This window comes from Streptomyces sp. NPDC050388 (assembly GCF_040655635.1).
Lineage (GTDB): Bacteria > Actinomycetota > Actinomycetes > Streptomycetales > Streptomycetaceae > Streptomyces.
Map to the genome: position 1 here is coordinate 15219 of NZ_JBFAKH010000047.1, position 21576 is coordinate 36794.

Annotated in this window: 15 protein-coding genes; 6 read left to right on the forward strand and 9 right to left on the reverse strand. The window is 70.9% G+C overall.

Translation table 11 applies throughout. From position 1 onward, the window contains the following. Window positions 1-94: 94 nt before the first annotated feature. Complete coding sequence (dnaE, locus tag AB0I73_RS25175) at window positions 95-3634, reverse strand: DNA polymerase III subunit alpha (protein ID WP_363040896.1); 3540 nt, start codon at window positions 3632-3634, stop codon at window positions 95-97. 260 nt (window positions 3635-3894) lie between these two features. Between dnaE and AB0I73_RS25180 the strand changes: the two genes are divergently transcribed. From AB0I73_RS25180 to AB0I73_RS25195, 4 genes are all read left to right on the forward strand, one after another. Next, a complete protein-coding gene (locus AB0I73_RS25180) occupies window positions 3895-5271 on the forward strand; it encodes a DUF2252 domain-containing protein (protein ID WP_363040898.1) in 1377 nt (458 codons plus the stop codon). Between the two features lie 83 nt (window positions 5272-5354). Beyond that, window positions 5355-6056 carry a hypothetical protein gene (locus tag AB0I73_RS25185; RefSeq protein ID WP_363040900.1) on the forward strand — a complete coding sequence of 234 codons (702 nt, stop codon included), beginning with the start codon at window positions 5355-5357 and terminating at the stop codon, window positions 6054-6056. Window positions 6057-6158: 102 nt separating this feature from the next. Continuing rightward, the gene (locus tag AB0I73_RS25190; RefSeq protein WP_363040902.1) at window positions 6159-6971 is read left to right on the forward strand and encodes a DsbA family protein; all 813 of its coding nucleotides are present in this window, start codon (window positions 6159-6161) and stop codon (window positions 6969-6971) included. A gap of 90 nt (window positions 6972-7061) precedes the next feature. After that, window positions 7062-8747, forward strand: a complete 1686-nt coding sequence (locus tag AB0I73_RS25195; protein WP_363040904.1) for an alkaline phosphatase D family protein — start codon at window positions 7062-7064, stop codon at window positions 8745-8747. A gap of 10 nt (window positions 8748-8757) precedes the next feature. Here the strand turns inward: AB0I73_RS25195 and AB0I73_RS25200 are convergent, their stop codons facing one another. Beyond that, window positions 8758-9333 (reverse strand): dienelactone hydrolase family protein, encoded by a 576-nt coding sequence (locus tag AB0I73_RS25200; protein WP_363040906.1) that lies wholly within the window; start codon window positions 9331-9333, stop codon window positions 8758-8760. A 151-nt stretch (window positions 9334-9484) separates the two neighbouring features. On the opposite strand from AB0I73_RS25200, the gene AB0I73_RS25205 reads away from it, so the two are divergent. Then, window positions 9485-10678, forward strand: coding sequence for a mechanosensitive ion channel domain-containing protein (locus AB0I73_RS25205; protein WP_363040908.1), 1194 nt, complete (start codon window positions 9485-9487; stop codon window positions 10676-10678). 7 nt (window positions 10679-10685) lie between these two features. Here the strand turns inward: AB0I73_RS25205 and AB0I73_RS25210 are convergent, their stop codons facing one another. From AB0I73_RS25210 to AB0I73_RS25235, 6 genes are all read right to left on the reverse strand, one after another. Next, the gene (locus AB0I73_RS25210; protein ID WP_363040910.1) at window positions 10686-11432 is read right to left on the reverse strand and encodes an SDR family oxidoreductase; all 747 of its coding nucleotides are present in this window, start codon (window positions 11430-11432) and stop codon (window positions 10686-10688) included. A gap of 41 nt (window positions 11433-11473) precedes the next feature. Further along, a complete protein-coding gene (locus AB0I73_RS25215) occupies window positions 11474-13060 on the reverse strand; it encodes a Na+/H+ antiporter (protein ID WP_363040912.1) in 1587 nt (528 codons plus the stop codon). A gap of 87 nt (window positions 13061-13147) precedes the next feature. After that, on the reverse strand, window positions 13148-13627 hold the full coding sequence (locus tag AB0I73_RS25220) for a GNAT family N-acetyltransferase (RefSeq protein ID WP_363040914.1): 480 nt from the start codon (window positions 13625-13627) through the stop codon (window positions 13148-13150). Beyond that, a complete protein-coding gene (locus AB0I73_RS25225) occupies window positions 13624-14568 on the reverse strand; it encodes an RluA family pseudouridine synthase (RefSeq protein WP_363040916.1) in 945 nt (314 codons plus the stop codon). The genes AB0I73_RS25220 and AB0I73_RS25225 overlap by 4 nt, the downstream gene beginning before the upstream one ends. A 55-nt stretch (window positions 14569-14623) precedes the next feature. Continuing rightward, on the reverse strand, window positions 14624-15244 hold the full coding sequence (gene lspA, locus AB0I73_RS25230) for a signal peptidase II (protein WP_363040920.1): 621 nt from the start codon (window positions 15242-15244) through the stop codon (window positions 14624-14626). Between the two features lie 88 nt (window positions 15245-15332). Beyond that, on the reverse strand, window positions 15333-16298 hold the full coding sequence (locus tag AB0I73_RS25235; RefSeq protein ID WP_363040922.1) for a TraR/DksA family transcriptional regulator: 966 nt from the start codon (window positions 16296-16298) through the stop codon (window positions 15333-15335). A gap of 644 nt (window positions 16299-16942) precedes the next feature. On the opposite strand from AB0I73_RS25235, the gene ileS reads away from it, so the two are divergent. Next, on the forward strand, window positions 16943-20086 hold the full coding sequence (gene ileS / locus AB0I73_RS25240; RefSeq protein WP_363040924.1) for an isoleucine--tRNA ligase: 3144 nt from the start codon (window positions 16943-16945) through the stop codon (window positions 20084-20086). A gap of 267 nt (window positions 20087-20353) precedes the next feature. Here ileS and AB0I73_RS25245 read toward each other — a convergent pair whose 3' ends face one another. Beyond that, entirely contained in the window at window positions 20354-21556 is a 1203-nt protein-coding gene (locus tag AB0I73_RS25245; protein ID WP_363040926.1) for a DivIVA domain-containing protein, read from the reverse strand. Window positions 21557-21576 lie beyond the last annotated feature (20 nt).

Genomic DNA, 21576 nt, shown 5'->3' on the forward strand with positions numbered 1-21576 from the left:
GGTGCGCCCGTCACCGGGCGCACCCCTCTTACGTCTTGGGCATCTCCTCACACACGTCGGCCGACCGACCCGACGCGCGCCGGCCCTCGGGGCCCTAGCCCGCCAGGCAGGACGGGCCGAGGAGGACCTTGAGATCGCCGAACAGGGCGGGGTCCGGCTTGACCCGGTGCCGGTCCAGGCGCAGCACCGTCGTCTTCGTCGGCCCCTGGAGCCTGATGCGGACCTCGCTGTCGCCCTTGTGGTGGCCGAGGATCTCGCCGAGGCGGCTGACCATCGGCGGGGTGACCCTGGTGGCCGGGATGGTGAGCACGACGGGCGCGTTGGTGCCCGCGTTGGACAGGTCGGGCACCTGGAGTTCCATGGCGACCAGGCGCGGCACGTCCTCACGCTTGTCGAGGCGGCCCTTGACGAACACCACGGCGTCCTCGACGAGTTGGGTCGAGACGAGCTGGTAGGTCGCGGGGAAGAACATGCACTCGAGGGAACCGGCGAGGTCCTCCACGGTGGCGATCGCCCAGGCGTTGCCCTGCTTGGTCATCTTGCGCTGGAGGCCCGAGATGATGCCGCCGATGGTGACCACCGCGCCGTCGCCGAAGTCGCCGCCGGTGAGCTGGGAGATGCCCGCGTCGGCCTTGTCGGACAGGACGTGCTCCAGTCCGAACAGCGGGTGGTCGGAGACGTACAGGCCGAGCATCTCCCGCTCCTGCGCGAGCAGGTAGGTCTTGTCCCACTCGTCGTCGGTGAAGGTGACGTCCAGGCCGAAGCCGGGCTCGCTGGTCTCCTGCTCGCCCATGCCGCCGAAGAGGTCGAACTGCCCCTCGGCCTCCTTGCGCTTGACCGCGACCACGTTGTCGATCATCGGCTCGTACTGGGCCGTGAGGCCCTTGCGGGTGTGCCCCATGGAGTCGAAGGCGCCCGCCTTGATCAGTGACTCCGTGGTCCGCTTGTTGCAGACGACCGCCTCGACCTTGTCGAGGTAGTCCGGGAACGAGGTGTACTTCCCCTTGGCCTTGCGGCTCTTGATGATCGACTCGACCACGTTGGTGCCGACGTTGCGGACCGCGGACAGGCCGAAGAGGATCACGTCGTCGCCCTGCGCGGCGAAGTTCGACTCGGACTCGTTGACGTTCGGCGGGAGCACCCTGATGCCCATGCGGCGGCACTCGTTGAGGTAGACGGCCGACTTGTCCTTGTCGTCCTTGACCGAGGTGAGCAGCGCGGCCATGTACTCGGCGGGGTGGTTGGCCTTGAGGTAGGCGGTCCAGTACGAGACCAGTCCGTACGCGGCGGAGTGCGCCTTGTTGAAGGCGTAGCCGGCGAAGGGCACCAGCACGTCCCAGAGCGCCTGGATGGCTTCGTCGCTGTAGCCGTTCTTGCGGGCGCCGGCCTGGAAGATGACGAAGTTCTTCTCCAGCTCCTCCGGCTTCTTCTTGCCCATCACGCGGCGGAGGATGTCGGCCTCGCCGAGCGAGTAGCCCGCGATGATCTGGGCGGCCTTCTGCACCTGCTCCTGATAGACGATCAGGCCGTAGGTGACCGACAGCACCTCCTGGAGCGGCTTCTCCAGTTCCTTGTGGATCGGCGTGATCTCCTGGCGGCCGTTCTTGCGCTCCGCGTAGTTGATGTGCGAGTTCATGCCCATCGGGCCCGGCCGGTAGAGGGCCGAGACGGCGGAGATGTCCTCGAAGTTGTCGGGCTGCATCTGGCGGAGCAGCGAGCGCATCGGGCCGCCGTCGAACTGGAAGACACCGAGGGTGTCACCGCGGCAGAGCAGTTCGAAGGTCTTGGGGTCGTCCAGCGGCAGGGCGAGCATCTCCAGGTCGATGCCCTTGTTGGCCTTCACCATCTTGATGGCGTCGTCCATGATGGTGAGGTTGCGCAGGCCCAGGAAGTCCATCTTCAGGAGGCCGAGCGACTCGCACTGGGGGTAGTCCCACTGTGTGATGGTCACGCCGTCGGTGTGCCGCACCCAGATCGGGGCGTGGTCGACGATGGGCTCGCTGGACATGATCACGCCGGCCGCGTGCACGCCCATCTGCCGGACCAGGCCCTCGACGCCCTTGGCGGTGTCGATGACCTTCTTCACGTCCGGCTCGTTCTCGTACATCGCGCGGATCTCGCCGGCCTCGTTGTAACGCGGGTGCGAGGGGTTGGTGATGCCGTCGAGGTCGATGCCCTTGCCGAGGACGTCGGCGGGCATGGCCTTGGTGAGCCGGTCGCCCATGGCGTACGGGTAGCCCAGCACGCGCGCGGAGTCCTTGATGGCGTTCTTCGCCTTGATCTTGCCGTAGGTGCCGATCATGGCGACCTTGTCGGCGCCGTACTTCTCCGTCACGTACCGGATCACCTCGACGCGCCTGCGCTCGTCGAAGTCGATGTCGACGTCGGGCATGGAGATGCGCTCGGGGTTGAGGAACCGCTCGAAGATCAGGCCGTGCGGGATCGGGTCGAGGTCGGTGATGCCGAGGGCGTAGGCGACGATCGAGCCGGCAGCGGAGCCACGGCCGGGGCCGACCGCGATGCCCTGCTTCTTGGCCCACATGATGAAGTCGGCGACGACGAGGAAGTACCCGGGGAAGCCCATCGAGATGATGGTGTCCATCTCGTACTCGACCTGCTTCATGCGGTCGTCCGGGATGCCGCCCGGGAAGCGGCGGTGCATGCCGCGCATGGTCTCCTCGCGGAACCAGCTGACCTCGGTGTACCCCTCCGGAATGTCGAACTTGGGCATCAGGTCGCGCTTCTCGAACATGCCCGTGGTGTCGACCATCTCGGCGATCAGCCTGGTGTTGTCGCAGCCCTGCTGCCAGGCGTCGGAGGAGTCGATGGCGTACATCTCCTCGGTGGACTTGAGGTAGTAGCCGGTGCCGTCGAACCTGAAGCGGTCGGGGTCGGAGAGGTTCTTGCCGGTCTGGATGCACAGCAGCGCGTCGTGGGCGGTCGCCTCGTGCGCGTACGTGTAGTGCGAGTCGTTGGTGACCAGGGGCGGGATGCCGAGCTTCTTGCCGATCTCCAGGAGGCCGTCGCGGACCCGGTGCTCGATGTCGATGCCGTGGTCCATCAGCTCCAGGAAGTACCGGTCCTTGCCGAAGATGTCCTGGTAGTCGGCGGCCGCCTTGAGCGCCTCGTCGAAGTGGCCGAGGCGCAGTCGGGTCTGTACCTCGCCGGAGGGGCAGCCGGTGGAGGCGACGAGCCCGGTGGACCACTGGGCGATGCTCTCCTTGTCCATCCGGGGCCACTTCTGCAGCCAGCCCTCGGCGTACGCGTCGGAGGAGAGCCGGAAGAGGTTGTGCAGGCCCGTGCTGTCGACCGCCCAGATGGTCTTGTGGGTGTAACCGCCGGAACCGGAGACGTCGTCCCGCTTCTGGTGCGGCTGGCCCCACTGGATCTTGCGCTTGGTGCGCCGCGACTCGGGCGCGACATACGCCTCGATCCCGATGATCGGAGTGACTCCGGCCTTCTCCGCACTGTGGAAGAAGTCGTACGCCCCGTGCAGGTTGCCGTGGTCGGACATGGCGATGTGGCTCATGCCCATCTCGTTGCAGGCGTTGAACATGTCCTTCAGCCGCGCGGCACCGTCCAGCAGCGAGTACTGGGTGTGGACGTGCAGGTGCGTGAAGGGCGACTTCGGCACGGTGCGGCCTCCAAGGATGAGCGCTGTGGCGCGGAGCGCCTCGGTGAGGGGTGGTGGTCGGGCGACGGGTGGGCGATCGGTGACGGGCAGGTGGGCGGTTCGGTGGTCAACGTCGAAGTCTATGCCCCGGCACTGACACTCCAGGGCTCCTCCGTCGTACCTTCTGGCGAGTGGCGCGGGCACTCCCGTGACGCGCCGAGCGTTAGGCACGGGGGCGGATCAGCCGTCCCCGGACGTCCCGTACCAGGAGGCACTCAGCGATGTCGGTCCCGCAGCTCAACGACGAGCACCGCGGCGAGGAGATCCTCGCCGTTCTCGACACCGCCTTCGGCGAGCTCCTGGCCGCCGACCCGGCCGCGTTCCGCGTGAAGTTCCGGAAGATGGCGGCCTCGGCGTTCGCGTTCTACCGGGGCACGGCGTGCCTCTTCTACCATGATCAGAACGCCGAGAACACCAAGAACGCCGAGAACACCGAGAACGCCGGGCGGGGCGGTGGGAGGACATACAGCGGGCCGTACCTGGACGACCGGACGTCCCGGGTGTGGATCCACGGCGATCTGCACGCGGAGAACTTCGGCACGTACATGGACTCCAACGGCCGTCTGGTCTTCAACGTCAACGACTTCGACGAGGCCTACGTCGGCCCCTTCACCTGGGACCTCAAGCGCTTCGCCGCCTCCATGGCGCTGATCGGCTACGCGAAGGCGCTCAGCGACGAGCAGATCACCGAGCTGGTGCGGATCTACACGGCCGCGTACCGGGAGCGCGTCCACGCGCTGGCGACCGGAGCGAAGAGCGACGAGGTGCCGCCGTTCACGCTGGACACCGCGCAGGGGCCGCTGCTCGACGCACTGCGCGACGCCCGCTCGCTGACCCGTTTCGGGCTGCTGGACTCGATGACCGTCATCCGTGACTTCGAGCGCCGCTTCGCCTCCGGCGGCGGCGCGGTCGAGCTCGACGCCGCCACGCGCTACAAGGTCCTCGCCGCCTTCGACGGCTACCTGGAGACGCTGCCGGACGCCTCGCTGGCCCGCCCGGACTCCTACCGCGTGAAGGACGTCGTGGGCCGCCGCGGCATCGGCATCGGCTCGGCCGGGCTGCCCTCGTACAACATCCTGCTGGAGGGACACAGCGACGCCCTGGAGAACGACGTCGTGATCTACATCAAGCAGGCCCAGACCCCGGCCGTCTCCCGGCACATCACGGATCGGGCGATCCAGGACTACTTCCGGCACGAGGGCCACCGCACGGTGATCTCCCAGCGTGCTCTGCAGGCGCACGCCGACCCGTGGCTGGGCTGGACCGAGCTGGACGGCGCGGGGCAGCTGGTCGCCGAGGTCTCGCCGTACGCCGTGGACCTGGACTGGGGCGACATCGACGAGCCGGAGGAGATGGCCCAGGTCGTCGCCGACCTCGGCCGGGCCACGGCCACGATGCACGCGGCGGCGGACGACACCTCCGGCGAGTCCCTGGTGCCGTTCTCCACCGAGCGCGCCATCGACGCGGCGATCGCGGCCGACGAGGACGGGCTGGAACCCCTGCTGGTCGACTTCGCGCACACCTACGGCGCACGCGCGCGCCGTGACCACCAGATCTTCCTGGACCTGTTCCGCAACGGCAGGATCCCGGGCCTGTGACCTCCCTCCCGCCCGGGGAGACACAGCCCACAGGAACCCTTTAGGGATCCCTTACCGGAGCACGTGACACACTCGTTCCCATCATGGACATACCCGGAGCCCCGCTCAGAGCCCTGCGCGCGGCGCTGTTCACGACCATGGTCGTGACCCTCAGCGCCGCGTCGCACGTGCTGCTGTCCGGGGCCCCGCTGCCGCTGAACACGGTGACGGTGATCGCCGCCGCCGTGTTCGTCCTGGCCTACGCGCTCGCGGGCCGGGCAGGCTCCTTCGGGCGGATCGCCGCGCTGCTGATCCCGCTGGAGCTGGCCGCCGACACCGTGTTCACCACCGGGCAGCACCTCTGTTACGGACGGATGGGCGGCCCGGTCGCGGGTCCGCTGCGCTCGGTCGGCTTCGACCTGCTGTGCGGCGACGGCGGCAGTGTGGGCACCCCGCTGGCCCGGGTGGCCGGCACCGCGGCCGACGGCGGTGACCGGTTCGTCGGCCTGCTCGCCCAGGCCGGCCCCGCCACCGCCTGGCTGCTGCTCGGCGCGCACATCGGCGTCGGCCTGTTCGCCGCCGCCTGGCTGCACCGCGGCGAGCGTGCGCTGGCCCAGCTGCTGGGCGCGATGGCGGCGAGCACCTTCCGGCCGCTGCTGCTGGCGGTCGCCGCGGTGACCGTGCACCGGGCCCCGAAGGCCCGTCGGCCGCATCCCCCGGCCCTCCGGACCACCGCGGCCGTGGACCGGTTCCTCGTGCGCTCCCTGGGACGGCGCGGACCGCCGTGCTCCGCCGCCCTCGTCTGAGGCGGCCCTCCGCCCCGGCGTCGGCGACCGCAGTCCGAGCATCTGTAGTCCCCCATACACATCCCGCACACACTGTGCGCGTCCCCTGTGGAGAGCATCACCATGAGCAAGCGGAACAGCCAGGCGGCGAAGACGGCGGCCCGTGAGCGTCTGCGCGTCGAGCGCGAGCGCGAGGCCAAGAAGGCCAAGGTCAAGCGCCAGCTCATCGTCGCCGGCTCGATCGTCGGCGTCCTGGCGATAGCCGGCGGCATCGGCTACGCCGTCGTCCAGGCCAACCAGCCCAGCGCGTGGGAGGCCGCAAAGGACGCCAAGCTCGTCAAGCCGGCCAACAGCAGCGGCGAGAACGGCACGACCGTCGTCGTCGGCAAGGCCGACGCGAAGAAGACCCTGGAGCTGTACGAGGACCCGCGCTGCCCGATCTGCGCCACGTTCGAGCAGGGCGTCGGCAAGACGATCGAGCAGGACGTCGCGGACGGCAAGTACAAGGTCCAGTTCATCGGTGCCTCGTTCCTGGACCGCAACCTGACCGGCGAGGGCTCCAAGAACGCCCTGAGCGCCATGGGTGCCGCGCTGAACGTCAGCCCCGAGGCGTTCCTCGCCTACAAGGCCGCGCTCTACTCGGCCGAGTTCCACCCCGAGGAGAGCCAGGACAAGTTCAAGGACGACTCCTACCTGATCAAGGTGGCGAACTCCGTCGAGGAACTGAAGGACAACAAGAAGTTCCAGACGGCCGTGGAGAACGGCACCTACGACAGGTGGGCGCTGGAGATGTCCAAGAAGTTCGACGACAGCGACGTCCAGGGCACCCCGACGCTGATGATGGACGGTAAGAAGGTCACCGGGGCCGACGGGCAGAGCACTCCCATGACGGCCCCCGAGTTCACCGCGGCGATCGACAAGGCCCTCAAGGCCTGACCCCCGGCCGGCTGACTCCGTGCTGAAGAGCGGGCGAACTTTTGCGAGTTCGCCCGCTCTCACGTGTACCTGTCAGTAACCTGATCGGCTGTGACCAGTCGACACAGATCATCCGAGAGCACCGCTTCCGCCTCCGTGAGCGCCAACACCCTTGCTCCGCGCCGCCGTACGGTCGTCAAGGCAGCCGCCGCCGGCGCGGTCCTGGCGGGGCCGCTCGTTGCCGCGCCGCCCGCCCGCGCCGCCACCGCCCAGGCCCCCGCCTTCCTGCACGGGGTGGCCTCCGGCGACCCGCTGCCTGACGGCGTCCTGCTGTGGACGCGGGTGACACCGGTGCCGGAGGCGATACCCGGCTCCGGGCTCGGCCCGGACACCGAGGTCAGCTGGACCGTCGCCCTGGACAAGTCGTTCAGCACCGTCGTCGCGAAGGGCTCGACCCGCGCCACCGCCGCCTCCGACCACACCGTCAAGGCCGACGTCCGCGGCCTGGCGCCGGCCACCGACTACTGGTTCCGCTTCTCCGCCGGCGGCACCGACTCCCCCGTCGCCCGCACCCGCACCGCCCCGGTCGCCGACGCCGCGGTGACCGGTCTGCGCTTCGGCGTGGTCTCCTGCTCCAACTGGGAGGCCGGGCACTTCTCGGCGTACCGCCATCTCGCGGCCCGCGGCGACCTGGACGCCTGGCTGCACCTCGGTGACTACATCTACGAGTACGGCGCCGGCGAGTACGGCACACGCGGCAGGACCGTCCGCCCGCACGCGCCCGCCCACGAGATCGTCACCCTCGCCGACTACCGCGTCCGGCACGCGACGTACAAGACCGACCCCGACCTCCAGGCGCTGCACGCCAAGGCGCCGGTCGTGGCGATCTGGGACGACCACGAGTTCGCCAACGACGCCTGGTCGGGCGGCGCCGAGAACCACACCGAGGGCACGGAGGGCACCTGGGCCGCGCGTCAGGCCGCGGCCAAGCAGGCCTACTTCGAGTGGATGCCGGTGCGTCCCGCCCTGGCCGGCACCACCTACCGCCGACTGCGCTTCGGCAGGCTCGCCGACCTCTCGCTGCTGGACCTGCGTTCCTTCCGCTCCCAGCAGGTCTCGCTCGGCGACGGCGAGGTCGACGATCCGGACCGCACGCTCACCGGCCGCGCCCAGCTCGACTGGCTGAAGGCGGGACTGTCGGCGTCCGACACCACCTGGCGGCTGGTCGGCACCTCGGTGATGATCTCGCCGCTCGCCCTCGGCGCGCTCCCCGCCAGTCTGCTGAAGCCGCTCGCCGAGCTGCTGGACCTGCCGCAGGAGGGCCTCGCCCTCAACACCGACCAGTGGGACGGCTACACCGACGACCGCCGCGAACTCCTCGCCCATCTGCGGACGAACGCGATCGGCAACACGGTCTTCCTCACCGGCGACATCCACATGGCGTGGGCCAACGACGTACCGGTGAACGCGGGCACCTATCCGCTGTCCCCGTCGGCGGCCACCGAGTTCGTCGTCACCTCGGTCACCTCCGACAACCTCGACGACATCGTCAAGGTTCCCGAGGGCACCGTCTCCACGGTCGCCTCACCGCTGATCAGGGCCACCAACCGGCATGTCCACTGGGTCGACACCGACCGCCACGGCTACGGCGTGCTGGACGTCACCGCCGAGCGGGCGCAGATGGACTACTACGTGCTGTCCGGCCGCACCGACCCGGCCGCCACGTCCGCGTGGGCCCGCTCGTACCGGACCCGCAGCGGCACGCAGCGGGTCGAGCGCGCCACCGCCCCGGTCTGACGTCCCCGGATCAGCCCTCCAGCGAGTCGAGGAAGCCGAGCGCCACCCGCCAGGTGGCCTCGGCGGCCTCCTCGTCGTGGTCCGGCAGGTCGGGGTCGGTGTAGAGGTGACCGGCCCCGGCGTACCGGTACACCTCGACGTCGGCTCCGGCACGGCCCATCTGCAGGTACCAGGCGCTCAGCCAGTCGTCGGTCTCGAACGGGTCCGGCTCGGCGACGTGCAGCTGCACCGGGAGGTCGTCCACCTCGGCGTTCGCCGCGATGTCCGAGGTGCCGTGCAGAAGCAGCAGTCCGCGTGCCTTGCCGTCGCCGAGGGCCAGCGTCTGGGCGACCGAGGCGCCGAAGGAGAAACCGGCGTACACCAGCCCCCGCTCCGAGTAGGGCGCGGCGGCGAGGACGGCCCGTCTCAGCAACTCGTCCCTGCCGATCGACTCCTGGTGGGCCATGCCCTCCTCGACCGTGTCGAACGTACGGCCCTCGAAGAGGTCGGGCGTCCACACCTCGTGTCCGGCGCCGCGCAGCCGGTCCGCGGCCCGGGCCACCGCGGGCCGAAGGCCGTAGGTCGAGTGAAACAGCATGATGTTCATGACGCCCATGGTGCCAGCCGGGTGTGACAGCCGGTGCAGGCCCGGTCGGCCGGGCCGGCGCACCCGGCGGGCCGACCGGGCCGGGGACCGTACCCACGACGGTGCGAACCTCACATGTTCACTCCGCGCGAGGCCGGTTACGTTCGAGGGCATGGAAGACGTGCTCCGCCCATTGATCGTGGTCGGCGGCTCGGTCGTGCTCACCCTGGTGCTCGGCTGGGCCACCGACCGACTGCTGCGCAAGGCCGACGAACAGCACTCCGAGACCCCGCTGTGGGAGCTGCTCCGCCGCGCCCGCATCCCCTACCAGCTGCTGATCTGCGCGGCCCTGCTGAGAGGTTCGTACGACCAGGCCCGGTTGTTCGAGGACCACCGGGAAGGCATCGGGCGGATCCTGACGCTGGTGCTGATCGGATCGGTCGCCTGGATGGTGATCCGGATCGCGGCGGCCGTCGTCGAGACCTCGTACACCCGGTACGCCAACGTGCACCGCGAACGCTCCCCGGCCAGGGTCCGCCGGGTGCGCACCCAGGTGACGCTGATCAGGCGGGTGGTCTCGGCGATCGTCGGGGTGGTGGCGGCGGCCGCGATGCTGCTGACCTTCCCCGCGATGCGCACGGCCGGCGCCTCACTGCTGGCCTCGGCCGGTGTCCTCGGCATCGTCGCCGGTGTCGCCGCCCAGTCCACGCTCGGCAACCTGTTCGCCGGACTGCAGATCGCCTTCGGCGACATGGTGCGCATCGGCGACACGGTCGTGGTGGACGGCGAGTGGGGCACGGTCGAGGAGATCACCCTGACCTTCCTGACCGTGCGCACCTGGGACGAGCGCCGGATCACCATGCCGGTGTCGTACTTCACGTCCAAGCCGTTCGAGAACTGGTCGCGCGGCACACCGCAGATGACCGGCACCGTCTTCTGGCACCTCGACCACTCGGCCCCGCTGGAGACGATGCGGGACAGGCTCCGCGACATCCTGCGGGAGTGCCCGGCCTGGGACGGCCGCGCCTACAACCTGACCGTGACGGACAGCACGCCCAGCACCATGGAGGTGCGGGCCCTGGTGACGGCCAGGGACGCGGACGACATATGGACGGTACGGGTCACGGTCCGCGAGCAGATGATCCGCTGGCTGGCCGAGGAGCACCCCTACGCCCTGCCCCGGGTCAGCACGGCCGCCGCGGAACCGCCGCCGGGCCCGGCGCCGGAGCTCGACGGCCACCGTCGCTCCCCCGGCACCGTACCCGCGGCCCGCGGCCCGCACGAGAGCACCGGGAAGCGGGAAACGCCCACAGGGCCGGCAGGCCCCGCGAACCCGACAAGCACACCAAGCACCGACAAGCGCTGACGGCCCCTCAGTGACCTCGTTCCGCACCGCCGTTGACCTGGATGATCTGTGAGGTGATGTGCGCGGCGCCCGGGGAGGCCAGCCAGTGCAGGGTGGCGGCCACGTCCCCGGGCCTTCCGGCCCGGCCGTCGGACGTCTCGGCGACCAGCCGCGCCCGCCGCTCCTCGTCGAGGCCGTCGCCGAAGAAGGCGGTGTCCTCGATGTAGCCGGGCGCGACCACGTTGACCGTGATGCCGTGCGGCCCCAGCTTCCGGGCGAGGCCGTGGGCGTACGGGTGCAGTCCGGCCTTGGCCGCCGCGTACGCGAGCTGCCCGGACCCCCGGTAGGCGGCGATGGAGCTCAGGAACAGCACCCGCCCGCCGGGCTCGGCGAGCCGGTCCTTCAGGGCCTCCGTGAGCAGGACGGCGGTCAGCAGGTTGAGCCGGAAGTTGACCGTCCAGTGGCGGGCGACGGCGTCGAGCGGGTCGTCGCCCCCGGCAGGGGGCTCGAGGAGACCGTTGCCCCCGGCGCTGTGGATCAGCACGTCGACGGCCCCGAACTCCCGGCCCACGAAGCCGCTGACACCGCGCACGGCGACCGGGTCGGCGAGGTCGGCGGCGTACACCGACGCCCCCGGCACCCCGGCCCCGGCCCGTTCCAGCACGTCCCCGCGCCGCCCGAGCAGCAGCACCCGGTCCCCGTCCGCGGCGAACATCCGTGCCGCCGCCAGACCGATCCCCGTACCGCCCCCGCTGATCACCACGTTTCTCGTCATACCCCGACCCTACGAACAGAAGGGCGCACCGGGGGACGAACTCACCGCATGCTCCGCACATCCAGATGTCGCAGCACCCGGTCCACCACCCCGGGATCGGCCCCCGCCTCACTGCGCGCCGCCAGCACCTCGTGCCGGGCGGCACTCAGCATCTCGCTCCGGATCCGCCGCACCCGCTTCGCCCGCCGGGTCCGCTGCCGGTGGGACTCCCTCCGCTCGTCGCCCGCCATGTCCGGGTTGATCTGCATCCCGATCTCGAAGGCGCTCCGCAGCATCTGCTCGGACAGCTCCTCCGGCAGCTCCTCGACCTCCTCGATCTCCCGCAGCCGCCGCTTGGCCGCCCGCGCCGCCCGTACCGCGAGATCCCGCTCGTACTCCTTCTCCCGCCCGGTGTCGGCCTCCACTCCCAGCCGCTTCACCAGCCACGGCAGGGTCATCCCCTGGACCAGCAGCGTCGCCATGATCACACCGAACGCGATGAAGACGATCTCACTGCGGACGGGAAAGGCGTCCCCGGCATCGGTCTGCAGCGGAATCGCCAGCGCCAGCGCCACGGAGGCCACCCCGCGCATCCCGGACCACCACATCACCACGGCCTCGCGCCAGCCGACCGGGATCTCCTCGTCGAGGTCCCGCGCGGAGTGCAGCCGCTTCGTCAGCCAGGTCGCCGGCAGCAGCCACAGCAGCCGGACGAGGACGACCACCCCCACGATCGCCCCCGCCCAGCGGAGCAGCTCGCCCCAGTGGCCGGCCGCGGTCCTGAGCGCGTTGTGCAGCTCGAGGCCGACCAGCCCGAACGCGACACCGGTGACGAGCGTGTCGACGATGTCCCAGAAGGCGTGCCCGGCGAGCCGGGTCATGACCTCGTCGGCGTCGGTGGCGTACTCCACCAGGAACAGCGCGGTGGTGAGTACGGCGAGCACCCCCGAGCCGTGCAGTTCCTCGGCCAGGGCGTAGGCGGCGAACGGCACCAGCAGGCTCATCGCGATCTGCAGGGTCGCGTCCCCGAGCAGGCCCATCAGGTGGTTGGCCCCCCAGCCCAGCGCGAGGCCGACCGCGACCGCCACCACCGCCGACAGCACCAGGTCCAGCCCCGCCCGCCAGGGCGAGAAGGTTCCGCTCACGGCGGCGGCGATCGCCACGTGGTACAGCACGATCGCCGTCACGTCGTTGAACAGGCCCTCGCCCTCCAGGATCGACACCAGCCGGCGCGGCAGCCCCAGCTTCCCGGCGACGGCGGTCGCCGCGACCGGGTCGGGCGGCGCGACCAGCGCGCCGAGGGCCACGGCGGCGGCCAGCGGCAGGCCCGGCACGATCGCGTGCGCCACGACGGCCACACACAGCGTGGTGACGAACACCAGCGCCACGGCCAGCAGGAGGATCGGTCTGACGTTCGCGGCGAACTGGCGCCAGGACGTCCGGCGGACGGCGGCGTAGAGCAGGGGCGGCAACAGCAGCGGCAGGATCAGGTCCGGCGGAATGTCGACGTTCGGGACGAACGGCAGCAGCGCCAGGGCGATCCCGAAGACCGTCATCAGCACCGGCGCCGGCAACCCCAGCCGGTCCCCGACCGGGACGCTCACCACGGCCCCGAGCAACACGGTGAACAGCAAGGCCAACTGATCCACGGTCAGCGCTCCGGGCGGGTCGACGGTCGGGCAGCAGGCTTCCAGCCTGTCACGCCCCTGCCCCCGGCAGGCTGTTCGATGCCCCGGTTACAGAACGCGCCGCATGGCCCGGTGCGGCATGCCCGCGTCCGGGAACTCCGGTCCGTACGCCTCGTACCCCAGCCGCTCGTAGAACCCCAGGGCATGGGTCTGCGCGTGCAGGTCGACGGCGGTGAGCCCGCGCGCCCGGGCCGCCTCCTCGATGCCCCGCACCAGCGCCGCACCGACGCCGAGCCCGCGCGCCCGGCGGGTCACCGCGAGCCGCCCCAGGGAACCGGGCGTCTGTTGTGCGGCGAGGCCGCCACCGTTCTTCGCTGCGGCGGCCTCGCCGTGCAGCAGACGCCCGGTGCCGAGCGCCTCGCCGTCCGCACCGAGCGCGAGCACATGCACGGCGCCGTCGTCGTACGCGTCGTACTCCAGGTCCTCCGGCACGCCCTGCTCGGCGACGAAGACCTCCTTGCGGACCGCGAAGCACGCCTCCCGGTCGCCGGGTTCCACCGCCTCGCGGACCACGTACGGGGTGCTCACGCGTACGTCTCCTCCCGGACCTGGTCCAGCGCCTGTTGCAGGTCCTCGGGGTAGTCGCTGCTGAACTCCGCCCACCGGCCGTCCCCCGGGTGCTCGAAGCCGAGCCGTACGGCGTGCAGCCACTGGCGGGTCAGGCGGAGCCGCTTGGCGAGCGTGGGATCGGCGCCGTAGGTCAGGTCGCCCACGCAGGGGTGCCGGTGGGCGGCCATGTGGACGCGGATCTGGTGGGTGCGGCCGGTCTCCAGTTTGACGTCGAGGAGGGAGGCGGCGCGGAAGGCCTCGACGAGGTCGTAGTGCGTGACGGAGGGCTTGCCCTCGGCGATGACCGCCCACTTGTAGTCGTGGTTCGGATGGCGGCCGATGGGCGCGTCGATGGTGCCGCTGGTCGGGTCGGGGTGGCCCTGGACCAGCGTGTGGTAGCGCTTGTCGACCGTGCGCTCCTTGAACTGGCGCTTCAGCGACGTGTACGCGTACTCGGACTTGGCGACCACCATGAGGCCGGAGGTGCCGACGTCCAGGCGGTGCACGATGCCCTGGCGCTCGGCGGCGCCGGAGGTCGAGATGCGGTACCCGGCGGCGGCGAGACCGCCGATCACGGTCGGTCCGGCCCAGCCGGGCGAGGGGTGGGCGGCGACCCCGACCGGCTTGACGACGACGACCACGTCGTCGTCGTCGTGCACGATCTCCATGCCCTCGACGGGCTCGGCGACCACCTGGACCGGCGCGGGCGCCTGCGGCATCTCCACCTCGAGCCAGGCGCCGCCGCTGACCCGCTCCGACTTGCCGACCACCGACCCGTCGACCGTGACCTTTCCCGCGGCGGCGAGCTCGGCCGCCTTGGTCCGGGAGAAGCCGAGCATGCGGGAGATGGCGGCGTCGACGCGCTCGCCCTCCAGGCCGTCGGGCACGGGCAGGGTACGGATCTCGGGAATGGTGCTCACCCGTCGAGTATGCCGGACCGGTCGGACAACCCCGTACGCGCGTTCAGCGGGCCGGTCAGTCCTTGTGGACGGTTCCGTCCGGGTCGAGGCCCCGGAAGGACAGCAGGACGATCAGGATGCCACCGCAGACGATCGCCGAGTCCGCCAGGTTGAAGACGGCGAAGTGCTTGGGCGCGATGAAGTCCACGACCGCGCCCTGGAAGACGCCCGGGGAGCGGAAGATCCTGTCCGTGAGGTTGCCGAGGGCACCGCCGAGCAGCAGTCCCAGCGCGATCGCCCAGGGCAGGCTGTACAGCTTGCGGGCGAGCCGGACGATCACCACGATCACCGTCGCCGCGATCACCGTGAAGATCACGGTGAAGGCCTCGCCGAAACCGAAGGCCGCGCCCGCGTTGCGGATGGCCTCGAACCTCAGCCAGTCCCCGATGATCTCGATGGGCGCGTGGTGCTCCAGCTTGGCGACCACGATCATCTTGCTGATCAGATCGAGGGCGTAGGCGACGGCGGCGACGGCGAACAGCACGGCCACCCGTCGCTTGCCGCGGGGTGTCCCGGCCGCTGTGTCCTGGGCATCGGCCCGGGCCTCCTCGGCCCGGACGTGCTCGGCACGGTCCTGCCCGTCCCGGTCCGCGTCCGGGGTCTCCGGCGTACCGATGATGCGCTCCGCCTCTGCCACGTGAGTCCCTCAACCTAGGTACCTGACTGAGGACGAGGGTACGACACACCCCGCACGGCCCTCGTGCTCAGGAGGCATGTGGAGGTGATCAGTAGCGGCGCTCCTGCTTCTGCTTGCACTCGACGCACAGCGTGGCCCGCGGGAAGGCCTGCATACGGGCCTTCCCGATGGGGTTGCCGCAGTTCTCGCACAGGCCGTAGGTACCGGCGTCCAGGCGCTGCGTGGCGCGCTCGTACTGGGTGAGCATCTCGCGCGCGTTGGCGGCGAGCGCCAGTTCGTGCTCCCGCGTGATGTTCTTCGTACCGGTGTCGGCCTGGTCGTCGCCCGCGCCGTCACCGGAGTCCCGCATCAGGCCGGCCAGCGATCGCTCGGACGAGCTGATCTCCTCGCGCAGCCGCAGCACCTCGGTCATCAGTTCGGCCCGCGCCTCCTCGACCTCCTCCGGTGTCCAGGGATCCTCGCCCGGGCGCACCGCGAGGTCGCCGGGCTCCACCGCCGCGATCCGCGCCTTGGGCACGGCGGTCTTCGCCGCCGTCGCCGTACCAGGAGTCTTCTTAGCGCCCACCGTGGTCGCTCCCGTCTGCGTCGCGGTCCCGGCCGCGTCCGCGTCAGTGGCCGTGCCGCGCCCGGCCATGTCCTGTGTGCCCCCGCTGGTGCTGGTGGTGCCCTTGCGCGCGGCTCCCCGGCCGGTCCGCCCCCCGGTGCCCTGCGAGACACCGGCCCGCCCGACACGGGCCCCCGCTCCGGCCGCTTTCCCGCCCGAGCCGTCGACTGCCGCCGCCGCTGCGGAGACCGCCTTCTTCGCGGCCGCCTTCTTCCCCGCCGTCCCTTCCGCGGCCTTTCCCGCCGTCTTCTTCGCAGCCGCCTTCTTCGCAGCCGCCTTCCGCGCGGTCGCTCCCTTCGCGGCCGCCGCCTTTCCGGCCGCCTTCTCCGCCGTCGCCTTCCCGCCCCCCCGGGTACTCCTCCTCCCGCCCTCCCCCTCGGCTCCGCCGCCGGAAACGGGGGCGGCCCTGCTGGACGCCGACTTCTCGTCGGCGATCTTCTTCGCCACCATGGCCGCGGCCCCTTCACATACCGTGATCTTGCGCGCGAATCGTGCTGGGACGATAAATCGACTCGGGATCCCGCGGCAACGGGGCGCACCGCCCGATCCGCCCGCCCCGCCGACGCCGCGCGGCGGACCTGCATGCGTTGTGCCCAGCTCCCCGCCGGGTATGCCATCAAGCCGGACGTCCGCGAATCCGAACGCCCGTACCACTCCATTTGGGCGTATGTCACCCCATGGGAAGTCTCCGTGGCACCCGCACGGTCCCCGCCTGCCGCCCGCCCGATAACCGGTCGGCCGCTGTCGCCTCCGCGCCGTACACTGGGCGCAGCGAGAAGCGTGGATGGGGACGAGTAGCGGCGTACGCAGCCCAGAGCGACCCGGGGACGGTGTGAGCCCGGGGGCGAGCCCGACGTGAAGATCACCCCGGAGCCGCCGGAGGAAAGTCCTGGACAGTGGGCTCGGCCCACGGGCCCACCCGGACGAGTAGAACCGGCATCGCGACCCCAATGAGGGGGCTCACCGGAGCACACGACGCACCGGGGGGCCAAGGAGGGTGGTACCGCGGGAGCGCGCCGACGGCGGCGCAGGGATCGACACAGCTCTCGTCCCTCCGGACGGAAGGCAGCAAGTCCGCCGGAGGAAGCCCGCTGATGACAACGCCGACGTACCGACAGGTGCCAGCCCAGGTCGACCTGCCCGCCCTCGAGCACGCCGTGCTCGACTTCTGGCGGGAACAGAAGATCTTCGCCAAGAGCCTCGAGCAGTCCGAGGGCCGCCCCGAGTGGGTGTTCTACGAGGGCCCGCCCACCGCCAACGGCATGCCGGGCGCCCACCACATCGAGGCGCGCGTCTTCAAGGACGTCTTCCCCCGCTTCCGGACCATGCAGGGCTACCACGTGGGGCGCAAGGCCGGCTGGGACTGCCACGGCCTCCCGGTGGAGCTGGCGGTGGAGAAGGAGCTCGGCTTCTCCGGAAAGCAGGACATCGAGGCGTACGGCATCGCCGAGTTCAACGCCAAGTGCCGTGAGTCGGTGACCCGCCACACCGACGCCTTCGAAGAGCTCACGACCCGTATGGGCTACTGGGCCGACCTCAACGACCCCTACCGCACCATGGACCCGGAGTACATCGAGTCCGTCTGGTGGTCGCTGAAGGAGATCTTCAACAAGGGTCTGCTGGTCCAGGACCACCGTGTCGCCCCCTGGTGCCCGCGCTGCGGCACCGGCCTGTCCGACCACGAGCTGGCGCAGGGCTACGAGACGGTCGTCGACCCGTCCGTCTACGTCCGCTTCCCGCTCACCTCCGGCCCGCTGGCCGGCGAGGCCTCGCTCCTGGTGTGGACGACCACCCCCTGGACCCTGGTCTCCAACACCGCGGTCGCCGCGCACCCCGAGGTGACCTACGTGGTCGCCACTGACGGCGAAGAGAAGCTGGTCGTCGCCGAGCCGCTGGTCGCCAAGGCCCTCGGCGAGGGCTGGGAGACCACCGGGCAGACCTTCACCGGCGCCGAGATGGAGTGCTGGACGTACCGGCGTCCCTTCGAGCTCGTCGCGTTCTCCGAGCCGGCCCACTACGTGGTGAACGCCGACTACGTCACCACCGAGGACGGCACGGGTCTGGTCCACCAGTCCCCCGCCTTCGGTGAGGACGACCTCAAGGTCTGCCGCGCCTACGGGCTGCCGGTGGTGAACCCGGTCCGTCCGGACGGCACCTTCGAGGAGGACGTCCCGCTGGTCGGCGGCGTCTTCTTCAAGAAGGCCGACGAGAGGCTGACGGAGGACCTGGACAGCCGCGGCCTGCTCTTCCGGCACATCCCGTACGAGCACAGCTACCCGCACTGCTGGCGCTGCCACACCGCGCTGCTGTACTACGCGCAGCCGTCCTGGTACATCCGGACCACGGCCGTCAAGGACCGGCTGCTCGAGGAGAACGAGAACACCAACTGGTTCCCGGACTCGGTCAAGCACGGCCGGTACGGCGACTGGCTGAACAACAACATCGACTGGGCGCTGTCCCGCAACCGCTACTGGGGCACCCCGCTGCCGATCTGGCGCTGCGAGGACGACCACCTCACCTGCGTCGGCTCGCTCACCGAGCTGACCGGGCTGACCGGCACCGACCAGTCGGGCCTCGACCCGCACCGCCCGTACATCGACGAGGTCACCTTCGCCTGCCCGCAGGACGGCTGCGCGAAGACCGCCACGCGCGTGCCGGAGGTCATCGACGCCTGGTACGACTCCGGTTCGATGCCGTTCGCGCAGTGGGGCTACCCGTACAAGAACAAGGAACTGTTCGAGGCCCGCTACCCGGCGCAGTTCATCTGCGAGGCCATCGACCAGACCCGCGGCTGGTTCTACACGTTGATGGCCGTCGGCACGCTGGTCTTCGACAAGTCGTCGTACGAGAACGTCGTCTGCCTCGGCCACATCCTGGCCGAGGACGGCCGCAAGATGTCCAAGCACCTGGGCAACATCCTGCAGCCGATCCCGCTGATGGACCGGCACGGCGCGGACGCGGTCCGCTGGTTCATGGCGGCCGGCGGCTCCCCGTGGGCGGCCCGCCGGGTGGGGCACGGCACCATCCAGGAGGTCGTCCGCAAGACGCTCCTGACGTACTGGAACACGGTCGCCTTCCAGGCCCTGTACGCGCGCACCTCCGGCTGGGCCCCGTCCGAGGCCGACCCGGCGCCCGCCGACCGTCCGCTGCTGGACCGCTGGCTGCTCTCCGAACTGCACGCGCTCACCGACCAGGTGACCCGGGCGCTGGAGGGCTTCGACACCCAGCGGGCCGGCAAACTGCTGTCCGCGTTCGTCGACGACCTGTCCAACTGGTACGTCCGCCGCTCCCGGCGCCGCTTCTGGCAGGGCGACAAGGCCGCGCTGCGCACCCTGCACGAGGTCGTGGAGACGGTCACCAAGCTGATGGCCCCGCTGACCCCGTTCATCACCGAGCGGGTCTGGCAGGACCTGGTCGTGCCGGTCGCCCCGGGCGCCCCCGAGTCGGTCCATCTGTCCTCCTGGCCCGAGGCGGACCTGACGGCGATCGACCCTGAGCTGTCCACCCAGATGGTGCTGGTGCGCCGCCTGGTGGAGCTGGGACGGGCCACCCGCGCGGAGTCGGGGGTCAAGACCCGCCAGCCGCTCAAGCGCGCCCTGATCGCTGCGAGCGGCTTCGGCGTCCTCCACCCCGAGCTGCACGCGCAGATCACCGAGGAGCTGAACGTCGAGTCCCTGGCGTCCCTCTCCGAGGTGGGCGGCTCACTGGTGGAAACGACGGCGAAGGCCAACTTCCGCGCGCTGGGCAAGCGGTTCGGCAAGCGGGTCCAGGACGTGGCCCGGGCCGTCGCGGACGCGGACGCCGCCGCGCTGTCCCTGGCGCTGCGCGAGGGCACCGCCGCGGTGGAGGTCGACGGTGAGACGATCACCCTCTCCCCGGACGAGGTGATCATCACGGAAACCCCGCGCGAGGGCTGGTCGGTGGCCTCCGACTCGGGTGCCACGGTCGCGCTGGATCTGGAGATCACCGAGGAGCTGCGCCGCGCGGGCCTGGCCCGGGACGCGATCCGACTGATCCAGGAGGCCCGCAAGAACAGCGGCCTCGACGTGGCCGACCGGATCGCCCTGCGCTGGACGGCCACGGAGGCCGCCACGATCGCGGCCCTGACCGAGCACTCCGCCCTGATCGCCGAAGAGGTCCTGGCGACGGACTTCGCCCAGGGAGAGGCGGACGACTCCTACGGACAGGCGTTCACGGACGAGGGCCTGTCCCTGACGTTCCGGCTGCGCAAGGCGTAACGCTCCGAGTGCGCCCCGCGCCCCTCGAGGCGCGGGGCCGTGTCGACATGCGGCGGCGCGATCCACGCCGAAGGTCCGGGCCCACCAAAGATCTTGGTGGGCCCGGACCTTCGGCGTTGTGTACGTCGGACACCGCACCCAAGCCTGAACGAACGCTGCAAACTCCGTGAACGCGCGCAGCGAAAGGGCGGGGCCCCGGGTTGTCGAACCCGGGGCCCCGCCCTGAACGCCGTCGGCCGTCAAGCCGTACTCATGGCCGTGAGGCCGTCAGTTGTCGTCCTCGTCGATCAGGAACCCGCGCATCGGCGAGGGCGCCTGGCCCATCGGCGACGGCCCCTGCGGGCGCACCGGCGCCATGGGCTGGGTCATCGCCGGCTGCATCTGCTGCTGGCCGCCGTAGGACGGGCCGGGCTGGGCACCCGGACCGCCACCCATCGGCTGGCTGCCGCCGTAGGACGGCGCACCGGCACCGGCCGGAGCCATCGAGGGCGCCGGGGACGGCGGCAGCGACGCGGCGGCCGGCTGACGCGGCGGGGCGAGCGAGTCGTCCGCCTGGGTCTCCAGCTGACGCAGCTGCGACTCCAGGTAGGACTTCAGCCGCGTGCGGTACTCGCGCTCGAAGCCGCGCAGGTCCTCGACCTTGCGCTCCAGCGTGGCGCGGGCGGACTCCAGGGAGCCCATCGCGACGCGGTGCTTCTCCTGCGCGTCCCGCTCCAGGGCGTCCGCCTTGGCGCGGGCGTCCCGCTCGAGACCCTCGGCACGCGAACGCGCCTCGCCGACGATCTTGTTGGCCTCGGAACGGGCCTCGGCGATCGCCTGGTCGGCGGTCTGCTGGGCCAGCGAGAGCACGCGGGCCGCGCTGTCACCACCGGGGCCGCCCTGCTGGCCGGGGAGCCCGGGAGGACCGCCCATGGGGCCGCCGGGGCCGCCCATCGGGCCGCCGGGGCCCATCTGGCCCGGCATCTGGCCCTGCATCGGGCCGCCCTGGCCCATCTGCCCCTGCATCGGGCCGCCCTGGCCCATCGGCCCGGGACCCTGACCCATGGGGCCGGGACCCTGCGGGCCGCCCTGTCCGCCGGGGCCGGCGGGCAGCTGCGGCGCACCGCTCGGCAGCTGGGGCGGACCACCCATGGGGCCACCCATCTGCTGCTGCGGCGGGCCCGATATGCCGGCGGGCACCGGTCCGCCGGGACCTCGCATGCCCTGCTGGGGCATGCCCTGGGGAGGCGGTCCCTGCTGCCCCTGCTGGTCCTGTGGTTCAGGAGGCTTGCGCATGTTCTGCTGGTTCTGGGCAGCAGCGCGCGTGGCCGCGGCCAGTTTGGCGCGCAGGTCCTCGTTCTCTCGGAGCAGGCGCGTCAGTTCGGCTTCGACCTCGTCGAGGAAGGCATCGACCTCGTCCTCGTCATAGCCTTCTCGGAGGCGGACGGTCGTGAACTGCTTGTTCCGCACGTCCTCGGGGGTCAACGGCATCTCTTCACCTCAACGTAGTC